This is a genomic window from Burkholderia sp. MSMB1835, from assembly GCF_001526365.1.
Taxonomy (GTDB): Bacteria; Pseudomonadota; Gammaproteobacteria; order Burkholderiales; family Burkholderiaceae; genus Burkholderia.
Genome location: NZ_LOYP01000018.1, coordinates 174,437 through 187,895 on the forward strand (window position 1 = coordinate 174,437; position 13,459 = coordinate 187,895).

9 protein-coding genes and 1 pseudogene are annotated in these 13,459 nt (G+C 65.3%); 9 read left to right on the top strand and 1 reads right to left on the bottom strand.

Annotation, left to right across the window (positions count from 1 at the left end; all coding sequences use genetic code 11):
- The first annotated feature begins 70 nt into the window (after positions 1 to 70).
- The 6 genes from WS96_RS08645 to WS96_RS08670 all read left to right on the top strand — a co-directional run bounded on the left by WS96_RS08645 (position 71) and on the right by WS96_RS08670 (position 7,208).
- Positions 71 to 1,420: an MFS transporter gene (locus tag WS96_RS08645; protein WP_059832137.1), complete on the top strand. Its 1,350-nt coding sequence runs from the start codon at positions 71 to 73 to the stop codon at positions 1,418 to 1,420.
- A gap of 66 nt (positions 1,421 to 1,486) precedes the next feature.
- The gene (locus WS96_RS08650) at positions 1,487 to 2,512 is read left to right on the top strand and encodes an amidohydrolase family protein (protein ID WP_059831878.1); all 1,026 of its coding nucleotides are present in this window, start codon (positions 1,487 to 1,489) and stop codon (positions 2,510 to 2,512) included.
- Positions 2,513 to 2,514: 2 nt separating this feature from the next.
- Positions 2,515 to 3,198: a 4-carboxy-4-hydroxy-2-oxoadipate aldolase/oxaloacetate decarboxylase gene (ligK, locus tag WS96_RS08655; RefSeq protein WP_059831880.1), complete on the top strand. Its 684-nt coding sequence runs from the start codon at positions 2,515 to 2,517 to the stop codon at positions 3,196 to 3,198.
- 14 nt (positions 3,199 to 3,212) lie between these two features.
- A complete protein-coding gene (locus WS96_RS08660; protein ID WP_082720227.1) occupies positions 3,213 to 3,920 on the top strand; it encodes a substrate-binding domain-containing protein in 708 nt (235 codons plus the stop codon).
- 224 nt (positions 3,921 to 4,144) lie between these two features.
- A complete protein-coding gene (locus WS96_RS08665) occupies positions 4,145 to 5,926 on the top strand; it encodes a tannase/feruloyl esterase family alpha/beta hydrolase (RefSeq protein ID WP_059831882.1) in 1,782 nt (593 codons plus the stop codon).
- A gap of 67 nt (positions 5,927 to 5,993) precedes the next feature.
- Positions 5,994 to 7,208 (top strand): porin, encoded by a 1,215-nt coding sequence (locus WS96_RS08670; protein ID WP_059831884.1) that lies wholly within the window; start codon positions 5,994 to 5,996, stop codon positions 7,206 to 7,208.
- A gap of 559 nt (positions 7,209 to 7,767) precedes the next feature.
- Here the strand turns inward: WS96_RS08670 and WS96_RS08675 are convergent.
- Positions 7,768 to 8,790 carry an AraC family transcriptional regulator gene (locus WS96_RS08675; RefSeq protein ID WP_059831886.1) on the bottom strand — a complete coding sequence of 341 codons (1,023 nt, stop codon included), beginning with the start codon at positions 8,788 to 8,790 and terminating at the stop codon, positions 7,768 to 7,770.
- Positions 8,791 to 9,076: 286 nt separating this feature from the next.
- Here WS96_RS08675 and WS96_RS08680 point away from each other — a divergent pair.
- From WS96_RS08680 to WS96_RS08690, 3 genes and pseudogenes are all read left to right on the top strand, one after another.
- Positions 9,077 to 9,896, top strand: a pseudogene (locus WS96_RS08680) (crotonase/enoyl-CoA hydratase family protein).
- Positions 9,897 to 9,949: 53 nt separating this feature from the next.
- Positions 9,950 to 11,158, top strand: a complete 1,209-nt coding sequence (locus WS96_RS08685; RefSeq protein WP_059831888.1) for an acetyl-CoA C-acetyltransferase — start codon at positions 9,950 to 9,952, stop codon at positions 11,156 to 11,158.
- A gap of 27 nt (positions 11,159 to 11,185) precedes the next feature.
- Positions 11,186 to 13,342 carry a 3-hydroxyacyl-CoA dehydrogenase NAD-binding domain-containing protein gene (locus WS96_RS08690; RefSeq protein WP_059831890.1) on the top strand — a complete coding sequence of 719 codons (2,157 nt, stop codon included), beginning with the start codon at positions 11,186 to 11,188 and terminating at the stop codon, positions 13,340 to 13,342.
- The last annotated feature ends 117 nt before the right edge of the window (positions 13,343 to 13,459 follow it).

Here is a 13,459-nt window from a genome sequence, read left to right on the forward strand (position 1 = left end):
CGTGCCAAACCCTATAAATAGGATGACGAATCGATAGGTCGATCGTCGCCAAGGAGACAGGAGAGTCATGATGGCAAGTGGAAAGACAATCGACATCAAGTCGTTCATCGACGAGCGGCCGGTGTCGCGTTACCAGTGGCTGCTGGTCGTGCTGTGCTGCCTCGTCGTGATCGCCGACGGGATGGACGTCGCGATCATGGGATTCGTCGCGCCGTCGGTGATTCGCGACTGGGCGATCTCGCGGCCGGAGTTCGGCCTCGTGATGAGCGCGGCGCCGATCGGACTCGTGATCGGCGCGCTGCTGGCCGGTCCGAGCGCCGACCGGTTCGGGCGCAAGCGCGTGCTGATCGCGTCGGTCTTCCTGTTCGGCGTGTTCACGATCTTGACCGCGCATGCGCACTCGCCGTTCGAGATGGCGATGCTGCGGCTGCTGACCGGCGTCGGTCTGGGCGCGGCGATGCCGAACACGACGACGCTGTTGTCGGAGTACGCACCGCAGCGGATGCGCGCGCTGATGATCACCGTGATGTTTACCGGCTTCAACCTCGGCTCTGCGCTGATCGGTTTCGTTGCCGGCTGGCTGATTCCGCTGCACGGCTGGCGCGCCGTGCTGCTGTTCGGCGGCGCGCTGCCGCTGCTGCTGATTCCGCTTCAGCTTTGGCTGCTGCCCGAATCGGCGCGGCTGCTGGCCGTGCACGGCGCGCCGTCGCAGCGCATCGGCGCGCTGCTGAACCGCGTGTGCGGCGGTCGATTCAGCGGCGACGAGACGTTCGTGTCGAACGAGCCGCCGCTGCCGACGCGCAAGCCGATCGGCGTGCTGTTCTCGCAAGGCTACGGCCGCGTGACGCTGTCGTTGTGGATCACCTATTTCATGGGTCTGCTGGTGATCTATCTGCTGACCGGCTGGCTGCCGACGCTGATCAAGGACGCGGGCCTGTCCGTCAGCACGGCCGCGAACGTGACGGCGATGTTCCAGATTGGCGGCACGATCGGCGCGATCGGGGTGGGCTGGCTGATGGATCGCGTACGGCCGGCGCCGGTGATCGGTATTGCGTATCTCGGCGGCGGGCTGTGCGTGGCCTTGCTCGCATGGGCCGGTGCGTTGTCGTCGTCGCTCGCGCTGCTCGTGTTCGCGGCCGGCTTCTGCATGAGCGGCGCGCAGACCGGGCTGAACGCGTATGCACCCGGTCGCTATCCGACGGTTGCACGCGCAACTGGCGTGAGCTGGATGCTCGGAATGGGCCGCTTCGGCAGCATCTTCGGCTCGGCGATCGGCGGCGCGCTGCTCGGTTTCGGCTGGAAGTTCGACGCGATCCTGTCGATGCTCGCGGTGCCGGCCGTGCTGGCGGCCATCGCGATCATGACGACGCAGCGTGCGGCCGCACCCGAACCGCAGGAACTCGAAAACCCGGCGCACTGACGCACACCGCCGTCCGGCGCGGTCGTCGGCAGGGTGCCGGACACCTCATCAAACGCAGGAGCATCAATGATCATCGATATTCACGGCCACTACACCACCGCGCCGAAAGCGCTGGAAGCGTGGCGCGCTCGCCAGATCGCGGCGCTCGGCAGTCCGTCGGAGCAACCGAAGGTGGCCGAGCTGCACATCAGCGACGACGAACTGCGCGAATCGATCGAGCACAACCAACTGCGGCTGATGCGCGAGCGCGGCCTCGACCTGACGATCTTCAGCCCGCGCGCGAGCTTCATGGCGCATCACATCGGCGACTTCGCGGTGTCGAGCACGTGGGCGGCCGTGTGCAACGAGCTGTGCCATCGCGTGCATCGCCTGTTTCCCGATCACTTCGTGCCGGCCGCGATGCTGCCGCAAAGCCCCGGCGTCGATATCGCGACCTGCATTCCGGAGCTCGTGCGCTGCGTCGAGGAATACGGTAACGTCGCGATCAACCTGAATCCGGATCCGTCCGGCGGCCACTGGACGAGCCCGCCGCTGTCGGATCGCTACTGGTACCCGATCTACGAGAAGATGGTCGAGTACGACATTCCCGCGATGATCCACGTGAGCACGAGCTGCAACGCGTGCTTCCACACGACCGGCGCGCACTATCTGAACGCCGACACCACCGCGTTCATGCAGTGTCTGACCTCCGACCTGTTCCGCGATTTTCCGACGCTGCGCTTCGTGATCCCGCACGGCGGCGGCGCGGTGCCGTATCACTGGGGACGGTTTCGCGGGCTCGCGCAGGAACTGAAGAAACCGCTGCTGAAAGACCATCTGCTCAACAACGTGTTCTTCGATACGTGCGTGTATCACCAGCCCGGCATCGATCTGCTGACCGGCGTGATTCCGGTCGACAACATCCTGTTCGCGAGCGAGATGATCGGCGCGGTGCGCGGCATCGATCCGGAAACCGGTCACTACTACGACGACACGAAGCGCTACATCGACGCGTCGTCGCTCGATGCGCAAGCGCGTCACAAGATCTACGAAGGCAATGCGCGGCGCGTGTATCCGCGTCTCGATGCGCAACTGAAGGCGAAGGGGCTTTGATCATGACTGAACTCGGCGTGGTGTACCGCACGATCCAGCGTGCGGACCAGAATGTGGCGGCGCGGCTCGGCGCGCTCGGCTCGGCGACGGTGCACGAGGCGATGGGCCGCACGGGGCTGATGAAGCCCTACATGCGGCCGATCTATCCGCGTGCGCAGGCGTCCGGCACGGCCGTCACGGTGCTGCTGCATCCGGGCGACAACTGGATGATGCACGTGGCAGCCGAACAGATCCGGCCCGGCGACGTGGTCGTCGCGGCAATCACCGCGGATTGCACGGACGGCTATTTCGGCGACCTGCTCGCGACGAGCTTCAAGGCGCGCGGCGCGCACGCGCTGATCATCGATGCCGGCGTGCGCGACGTCGCGGTGCTCGAGGCGATGCAGTTCCCGGTCTGGAGCAAGGCGATTTCGGCGAAAGGCACGATCAAGGCGACGCTCGGTTCGGTGAACGTGCCCGTCGTTTGTGCGGGTGCGCTCGTCCACCCCGGCGACGTGATCGTCGCCGACGACGACGGCGTGGCCGTGGTGCCGGCCGCGCGTGCGGCGCAGGTGCTCGAGAAGGCGGCGGCCCGGGAAGCGAACGAAGCGGCGAAGCGCGCGAAGCTCGCGTCAGGCGTGCTCGGCCTCGACATGTACGACATGCGCGAGCCGCTGCGGCAGGCCGGCCTGCGCTACATCGACTGATGCGGGCGGACGCGATGATGCAGAAGCCGGAAGCGGATGTGGCCGTCACGGGCATTTCGTCGATGGCGACGCGGCCGGTGCTCGCGCGGCTCGCCGCCGCTTACGAGCGCGACACGGGCACGCGCGTCGCGATCACGTCGGTGGGCGGCGTCGACGCTGCCCGGCGCGTGCGCGACGGCGAGCCGTTCGATGTCGTCGTGCTCGCGTCCGATGCGATCGAGCGGCTCGCGGCGGATGGCCACGTCGAGCCGGGCAGCCGCGTGGACGTCGCGCGATCGGGCATCGCGGTCGCGGTCGCGAGCGGCGCGCCGCGGCCGGACATCGGTACCGAAACTGCATTGCGCGATGCGATCCTGAGCGCCGGCCGGATCGGCTATTCGACCGGGCCGAGCGGCACGCACCTGACGCGCCTGTTCGCCCGCTGGGGCATCGCCGACGCGATCGCGCCGCGCATCGTACAGGCGTCGCCGGGCGTGCCGGTCGGCGCGTTGATCGCATCCGGCGGCGTCGAGCTCGGCTTTCAGCAGATGAGTGAGCTGATGCACGTGCCGGGTGTCGAAATTGTCGGCGCGCTACCCGCCGCGGCGCAGGCGGTGACGGTGTTCGCCGCCGCGGTCTTGGCGCTCGCGCACGATCGCGTGGCCGCGGCGCGGTTCGTCGCGTATCTGGCGTCGCCGCAAGCCGCGCACATCAAGCGGGAACACGGGATGGAGCCTGCATGACGCCGATGCGGCCGGATCGATAAACGAATCGGATGGGATTCGCCGTTCTTCGCAACGGGTTCTCGCGATGAGTTAGTTATGCTGATGAAGTGGTGAGTGACGATCCGGATCGCGCGATCCATCGAAGAATCAATACAGCTCGCCGTGCCGCCCGGCCCGGGCGAGCGGCATATCCAGCAGAAAGACAGGAGACAAGCATGCAGACGAAATGCAGGGCAGGGTGGATGGGGCGCGCATGGCGTCGTGCGGCACGCGTAAGGTGCGATGCGCTGACCAGGGTGCTGGCGATCGGCATCGTATGGCTGTGTGCCGCGTTGACGGGCTGGCCGAGTGCGGCGAATGCAGCAAGCGCCGCCGGACTCGCGAATCTTCCCGCGGTGATGCCCGCGATGTCGTGCCCGTCGGTCGCGGCGCTCGACCTGAGCGGCGCGACCGACGGCACCGTCACGATCACGTCGGCGGTGCTGCTGCCGGCTGGCACGGTCGTCGGCAACAATACGTTGCCGGCGCCGGTGTGCGACGTGAAGGGCACGATCGGTCCGGGAGCGTCGCTGTTCGAACTGCAACTGCCGACGCAGGGCTGGACGCAGCGTTACCTGCAGACCGGTTGCGGCGGCCTGTGCGGCAACCTGTCCGTCAACGCGCCGATGGCATCGACGTGCGTGCCGGTGACGAACGGAACGATCGCGATGGCCGCGACCGACATGGGCCACGAAGGCGGCAACGACGGCTCCTGGGCGCTCGACCCGAAGGCGAAGCTCGACTTCGCATACCGCGCCGAACACGCAACGGCTCAGGTCGCGAAGGCAATCATCGGCAAGTTCTATGCACGGCCCGTGCGCTATGCGTACTTCGACGGCTGCTCGGACGGCGGCCGCGAGGCGCTGATGGAGGCGCAGCGCTTCCCCGACGACTTCGATGGCATCGCCGCCGGTGCGCCGGCGAACGACCTGATCGTGCAGAACACGTTCCACCATGCATGGCCGAACGCGGTCAACACCGACCCGAAGACGGGCAACGCGATCCTGCTCGCCGGCAAGCTGCCGATGCTGCACGCGGCCGTGCTGAAGGCGTGCGACGGGCTGGATGGCGTGGTCGACGGCGTGATCGATAACCCTCGCGCGTGTCGGTTCGATCCCGCGACGATCGTCTGCGCGCAAGGCCAGTCCACCGCGACCTGCCTGACGCCGCAGGAAGCCGACGTCGTCCGCCGGATTCACGACGGTGCGACGACCGCGGACGGCACGCGGCTCGAGCCGCTCGTCTCGCGCGAATGGGGTTCCGAGCTGAACTGGACGCTGTTCGTGCCGGCGACTGCCACCGCACAGAGCGGCACGATCGGGTTCGTGCTGCCGTTCCTGCGCTATCTCGACTACTACAACGTATCGTATCCGTCCGCAGCGATCGGCGATTTGAAGTTCACGCTCGACGGATTCGCGAAGACGGTACCGGTGTCGAACTACCTGGCCGCGACCGATCCTGACCTGAGCCGGTTCGCCGGGCGCGGCGGCAAGCTGCTGATGTGGCACGGCCTGGAAGATCAGCATATCTCGCCGCGATCGAGCATCCAGTACTACGAAGCAATGAAGCGCTACATGGGCGACGCAAGAGTCGACCGCTTTGCGCGCTTCTACCTGTTCCCGGGCGTCGCGCACTGCGGCGGCGGGCAGGGGCCGAACGTGTTCGACGTCCTGTCGCCGCTGATGGCGTGGACCGAGACGGGCGCGACGCCGGGCCGGATCGTCGCATCGATCGTCGACGGGAACGGTAATACGACACGCACGCGTCCGGTGTTCCCGTATCCGGCTACCGCGCGCTACACGGGCACGGGCAGCACCGACGACGCGGCGAACTTCGTCGCCGATACGCCGAAGGCCGACCCGTTCGTCGACCTGCACTGGGCCGGCGAATGGCTGTATTCGCCAGGTTACGAAGCGCAATGTCAGGTCCAGGGTTCGCAACTCGTTTGCAAGGGCGGAAACGGCTGGCATGCGTATCGTCCGTGATCCGACGGCGGTACGCGCTGATCATGACAACTCATACATTCAACAAGGCAAGGAAGGAGACGGATCGATGAAGAAGCAGGCATCACGGGTCGCGCTGACCGCCATCGCGATGACGGCGGCCGCACCGGCGTTCGCGCAGAGCAGCGTCACGCTGTACGGGATCGTCGACAACGGGATCGGCTACCAGAGCAACGCGACGGCGCTCGGCTCGACGAGCGGCGGGAAGTCGGTGGTCAGGATGAACCAGGGCGTGTGGGCCGGCAGCCGTTTCGGCTTGAAGGGTGCGGAGGATCTCGGCGGCGGCACGAAGGCGATCTTCACGCTCGAATCGGGTTTCAACTCGGGTACCGGCGCGACGCAGTACACCGATGCGATGTTCGGGCGGCAGGCGTGGGTCGGCCTGACCCATGCGACCTACGGCACGCTGAGCGCGGGGCGGCAGTACGCGTCGTACTACCAGACGATGTCGGCGTTCAGCCCGACGACGTGGATCACCGGCTACTACGGCGCGCACCCGGGCGACGTCGACGGGCTCGACACGATCTACCGCGCGAACAACACGCTCGAATACACGTCGCCGAAATGGTACGGGCTGACGCTGAGCGGCTCGTATTCGCTCGGCGGCGTGGCCGGCAGCACCAATGCCGGTTCGACATGGGCAACCGGTATCCAGTACGCGGCCGGCCCGCTCGGTGTCGGCGTTGCGTTCGAGCGCGTGAACAATTCGAATACGGCCGGCGGCACGTGGGGGGCGAATTCGACGACGTCGAACGGTGGCGCGCAGGTGGGCGTGTCGGCGCTCACGAACGGCTACCAGACCGCGAAGGCGCAGCAGCGGTTCGCGGTGGGCCTGAGCTACCGGTTCAGCGACGCGTGGGATGCGACGGCCACGTACACCAACACCCAATATATCCCGGGCACGGCGTCGAAGTTCGTCGACACCGCGATTTTCAACACGGCCGGTGCGGTACTGCACTGGAAGCCGTCGGCTGTATGGGATGTCGGCGCAGGTTATGCGTACACGCGTGCGACGGAGGCGAACGGCATCACGGACAGCGCGCAGTATCACCAGTTCAACCTGTCGCAGTACTACTCGCTGTCGAAGCGCACGGGGCTGTACCTGCTTGAAGCGTATCAGCACGCGAAGGGCAAGACGCTCGGCACGAGCGGCGCGGGCAGCATCGTCGACGCGACCGCGACGCTGGGTGACGGGTTCAACTCCGCGCCGTCGTCGACCGGGAACCAGTTCGCGTTCGGTGCGGGCATCATTCACCGGTTTTAGCCGCGCCGCGCGCGCTCCGGCGTCGGACAACGGCGGCGATACGTACGCGCGGCGTGGACACACGCCTGGCCCCGCGAATTGTCGAATCGCGCCGAAACCGGATAAACAGCGCGCAACTGTAGTTCGTCGGACGATTTCCCTGACGACACAGTCCGATGAATTAAAGTTAGTCCCTTCCGTACCGAAGCTGGAGGCCGACGCGGCAGGCTCTTGGGCATTGCATCGTCGAGGGGAGCGTACATTTACTTCCCGAATTTTGGAACTAAAGTTTGGTCAATGTTGCGGTTTGAACTAAAGTTGCGCACTTTCGGCGGCTGGTATGTCCTGCGGTTGATGATGCGACATGGCGTGGATCTACGGGCCATTTGGCATCTGCGGGCGGCAGGAATTGTTGCCGATCGGTAACGATGGCGAGGGTGGCCCGTCCCAGGTTGACGGACAGGGGTATCAGTTTCTTGAGCGGCGACCAGTTTCGCCGGTGTGATTTCGATTTGGTGGTGGAGATCGCTGCCCTACGGCAAATCGATAAGGTTGGCTGCCGTGCCACCGTGCGATGGAATCACCCCCGCATCCGGGTACGCTTCCGATACTCGCCCGGTGGAACGCCAGTCCACTTCGCGAAGGCGCGTTGAAACGTCGATTGATCCGAGAACCCGAGGCTCGTCGCGATTTCCTTCAGCGGCGTCGCTCCTCGCACCAGCAAGTGCAGCGCGACGTCGCGGCGCAGATCGTCCTTGATGGCTTGAAAGCTGGTGTTGCCGGCGTCCAGCTTGCGCAGCAGCGTCCGCGGCGACATCGCCAAGCGGTCGGCGACATCGTTCAACGTCAGGATGGCTGGCAGGGCCTGCTGCAGCACGCGCCTCACGTCGAATATCAACGCGTTCTGCACCAGCAGCGCTTCGATAAAACTGGCCGGCGCGCGGCGCACGACCCGCTGGATGTCTTCCGAACGGCGGACGATTCGAAGGTCATTTGCGTGCTTCGGAAAGCGCAGCGCCGCGAACGGCCGATCAAACCGGAGTTCGCCACCCATCAGGGCCCGCAACTCGGACAGGTGCGCAGGTGCCGGGAACGGGAAATCCGCGTGGACGAGCGGCAAGCGCTGTCCGACGAGCCACGACAGAACCGCGTAGATCGTCGGAACGATGATCTCGTAGGCGAACGGGCGTTTGTCGACGATGGCCTGGCGCTCATGGAACACGATCTGCAGTTCGTCGTGATCGACAGCGCATTCGACCTTGAACCCGCCGATCAACGCGTTGGCGCCCCGGCTTAGAAAGGGGATGCAATCCTTCAGGGTAGGCGCGGTCATGCCGATCCGACACAGCATTTCCACCGAGCCCGGGCGGATCGGTCCGCCGTGAAGCCCGAGCGCCTCGTCGTCGAGCGCGGCGACCAGTTCGGTGTAGAGCCGGGAAAACTGCTTCAGGCTGACCCGGGCACTGGGAACGTCAAGCAACCCTTTCTCGACCGACACGCGGCCCAGCATCTCGTTGCCGTCCAACTGATGCGCGCAGGCCACATCGACCAGGTCACGGACGTAGCGCATCGGGATGGTGATCGAGCTTGACTTCGCGGGCATGGCGATTTTTGCAACAAGATTGGCAACTCACACTATCACATTTCGTTGGCCGCTGAAGGAGAATGCTTCGGCGAATTGCGGCATCGAAGCGATTCCGAGTCACGAATAAACGGTGCCGGATGTCGCGGTTTTTCAATCAAGAGTTGGCGAGTTTTGCCATCGATTGATCGATCGTGGCAAGTGTCCGGTGCGATGGGACATCCCGCACGCAGCCCGCTGCCGAGCGGAATAACAGAAGGGACGGGTGGCGCTCGGCGCACCGAAGCCGCCGTCAAGGAGACAGGTCATGAATTCCCATGTCGCCGTCGCGTTGAGCCCGGGCGGTGTCGCCGACGTCCGCCTCGATCGTCCCGACAGGCTCAATGCGCTTGTCGAGGCAAGCTTTGAGGACCTCGTGGCAGCCGCCGATCGGCCCGGTCGCAACTCGAACGTTCGCGCCGTCGTGCTGCACGGCGCGGGGCGTGCGTTCTGCACCGGTCTCGATCTGTCGAGTTTCGCTGGAAGCAGCGACACGCCGACCGGACGAGATCCGCTCGCCACCTATACGTACGGCATCGCCAACCGGTATCAGCAGGCCGTGATGGCGTGGCCCAATCTCCCCGTTCCGGTTATCGCCGCGGTTCACGGCGTCGCGTTCGGTGGAGGCCTGCAATTCGCGCTTGGCGCGGAGGTGCGACTCGTCAGCCCCGACACCCGGTTCAGTGTGATGGAAATCAAATGGGGAATTGTCCCGGACATGGCCGGGTTCGTGCTCATGCCGCTGGTTGTCCGGGGCCGACGTCATGCGGGAACTCGTCTACACCGGTCGCGTTGTGTCGGGCGAGGAAGCTGTCGTTCTGGGGCTGGCGACGCGAGTCAGCGACGCGCCGCTGGACGAGGCCCGCCGTCTTGCGTCTGAAATCGCGCAACGCAGCCCGCAGGCGATATGCAGTGCAAAACGATTACTCAACCGTTCCTTTCCTGGCGACCCGTCACCGTCGCTGCTGGCCGAGTCGCTGGAACAGGATCGACTGCTGGGCAGTTTCGAGCAGATGGAGACGGTTCGCGCGAGCCTCGAACATCGTGCTCCGCAATACGCCGCGTCAGCTTCCTTCGTTCGAAAGTAACGGCGAAGGTTTTCAAGCAGCCGTGGAAAACATCAACCTTAAGTGAGCATGTCATGACCGAAGCATTCATCTATGATCACGTCCGCACGCCGCGCGGAAAAGGGCGCCCCGAAGGCGCCTTGCACGAAATCACTCCGCTGCAGCTCGGCACGCAGGTGCTTCAGGCCCTGCGCGAGCGCAGCGCGCTCGACACGCGATGGGTCGACGACGTCATCATGGGCCTGGTTTCGCCGATCGGAGAGCAGGGCGCTGTGCTCCCGCGTTCGGCTGCGCTGAATGCAGGCTATGGCGAAGGCGTTCCCGGCGTCCAGGTCAATCGCTTCTGCGCGTCGGGCCTGGAAGCGTTCAACATGGCGACGGCCAAGGTGATGTCCGGTCAGTCGCCTGCCGTGGTGGCCGGCGGCGTCGAATCGATGTCGCGCGTCGCGATGGGTTCCGACGGTGGCGCGTGGCCCGCCGATCCGGCGTTTGCGCCGCTCGTCCATTTCGTGCCGCAGGGCGTGAGTGCCGACCTGATCGCGACGATCGATGGCTATTCGCGCACGGATGTGGACGCGTATGCGGTCGAGAGCCAGCGCCGCGCGGCACTGGCCTGGCAGGAAGGGCGCTTCGGGAAATCGATCGTGCCGGTGCGCGACGTGATCGGCGAAATCGTTCTGGCGCGCGACGAGCATGTGCGTCCTGGCACATCGCTGGAAGACCTCGGCAAGCTCAAGCCGTCGTTCGAGCAACTCGGGCTCCAGGCCGGCTTCGATGCGATCGCCATGCAGCGCTACCCGCAGGTCGAGGCGATCAACCACGTTCACACCGGCGGCAATTCCAGCGGCATCGTCGACGGCGCGTGCGCGGTCCTGATCGGCAGCAAGGAGTTCGGCGAGCAGAACGGCCTGAAGCCGCGCGCACGCGTACGTGCCTTCACGTCGATTGGTTCAGAGCCCTGCATCATGCTGACGGGTCCGGCCTACGTCACTGAGAAGGTCCTGAAGCTGGCAGGCATGCGCGTGGGCGACATTGACCTGTTCGAGGTCAACGAGGCGTTTGCCGCCGTGGTGATGCGCTTCATGCGCGCGCTCGACGTGTCGCACGACAAGGTCAACGTCAACGGCGGCGCGATCGCGCTCGGCCATCCGCTCGGCGCGACCGGCTCCATCATCGTCGGCACCGCGCTCGACGAACTCGAGCGGACCGGCAAGTCCACCGCGCTGTGCACGCTGTGTGTCGGCGCCGGCATGGGCACGGCCACCATCATCGAACGCGTGTAACACCATCCGGATACCAAGAGAGACATCATGACGACACTGAAATTCGACCTGGACCAGGACGGCATTGCGCTGCTCACCGTCGACGTGCCGCAACGACCGATGAACGTGATCACGCCGGAACTGACTAGCGATCTCACCGCTGCTGTCGAGCGCATCAAGGGCGACACCGCGATCAAAGGCGCCATCATCACGTCGGGCAAGACCAGCGGCTTCATCGCCGGCGCTGACCTGAAGGACCTGGTCACATTTTACGATTCGGGCATCACGCCGGCGCAAGGCGCTGAACAGGCGCGCGTGCTGTCGCGATTGTTTCGCAGCGTGGAAACGTGCGGCAAGCCGGTTGTTGCCGCGATCAACGGTACGGCGCTCGGCGGCGGGCTGGAACTCTGCCTCGCGTGTCACTATCGCGTACTGAGCGACGACCCGAAGACCGTGATCGGGCTGCCGGAAGTCAAGGTCGGGCTGCTGCCGGGCGCGGGCGGCACGCAGCGTCTGCCGCGCCTGATCGGCATTCCGGCTGCGTTGCCGCTGCTGCTGCAGGGCAAACACGTGAAGCCGGCCGAGGCACTCAAGCTGGGCATCGTTCACGCGGTGGTTCCGGCTGCCGAACTGGTTCGTGAGGCGCGCCGCTGGTTGCTGGAATCTCCGCGCGCCGAACAGCCGTGGGACACCAAGGGGTACCGGATTCCCGGGGGTGCCGGACCGCTCGCTTCGCATGCCGCCCAGACGTTCGTCGCCGGCACAGCGCTGACCGCCGCGAACACGAACGGCAATTACCCGGCGCCGCTGGCGATCCTGTCGTGCGTATATGAAGGCACGCAGGTGACGATCGACGTCGGCCTGCGCATCGAAACCAAGTATTTCGGCAAGCTGCTGGCCGACCCGGTCGCCCGCAACCTCACGCGCACGCTGTTCATCAACCAGGGTGCCGCGAACAAGCTGGCCGCACGTCCGCAGGGCGTGCCGAAGTCGAATGTGAGCAAGCTCGGCGTGCTGGGCGCGGGCATGATGGGCGCGGGCATCACGCACGTCAGCGCGCAGGCCGGTATCGACGTCGTCCTGCTCGATGCCACGCTGGAGCAAGCCGAGAAGGGTAAGGCTGCCATCGCCGCGTTGCGCGCGAAGGATCTCGCCAAGGGAAGGATCTCCCAGGAAAAACTCGATGCGTTGCTCGCGCGCATTCGTCCGACTGCCGATTATGCAGACCTCAACGGTTGCGATTTCATCGTCGAAGCCGTATTCGAAAAGCGCGATCTCAAGGCGGAAATCACGCGCAAGACAGAGGCGGTCATTCCGGCCTCCGCGGTGTTCGGGTCGAACACGTCGACCTTGCCGATTACCGGACTTGCGCGTGCGTCCGTGCGTCCGGAGCAGTTCATCGGCATTCACTTCTTTTCCCCGGTGGAAAAGATGCCGCTGGTGGAAATCATCCTCGGCGAAAAAACCAGCCAGGAAACGGTGGCGCGTACGCTCGACTACATCGGGCAAATCGGCAAGACACCGATCATCGTCCATGATTCGCCGGGATTCTTCACGAGCCGCGTGTTCGGCACGTTTACGCAGGAAGGGCAGCAGATGCTGCTAGACGGTATCGCGCCCGCGCTGATCGAGAATGCCGCCAGGCTGGCCGGCTTTCCCGTCGGCCCGCTTGCCGTCTCCGACGAGGTGACGCTGACGCTTCAGCAAAGCGTCTATCGCCAGCAGGATGCCGACAATGTGGCGGAGCAGTACCGCGGCGTGGTGGGCAGCAAAGTGGCCGATCTCATGGTGGACGAGATCAAGCGGCCCGGACGTCGATTCGGCGGCGGTTTCTACGACTACCCCGAAAACGCGCCCAAGCGCCTGTGGCCCGGCCTCAAGGAACTGTTCCCGCCGGCGACGCAGCAGCCGGACCTGGAAGAACTGAAACAACGGTTCCTGAACGTCATGGCGATGGAAACCGCACGCTGCCTCGAGGAGGGCGTGTTGACTACGCCGGTCGATGCGGATCTCGGTTCCATTCTCGGGATCGGCTATCCGGCGTGGACGGGCGGCGCGTTGTCCTACATCGACACGATCGGCATTCGCCGCTTCATCGCCGAATGCGAACAGCTTGCGGAGAAGCACGGCAAGCGCTTCAAGCCGTCCGCGTGGCTACTCGAGCGCGGCGAGCAGAACGCGGCGTTCTACCCGGCCAACGCCTGATTGCAACGCGGTTCGTGCTCTGCGCAAGATTGCCCGTTCGCACGGCAATTCCGGTGCGATGCGGGTAATTGGCGAAGCCCGTGTGCAGGGCACGCGCATTCAGCGTCCGGTGGGCGC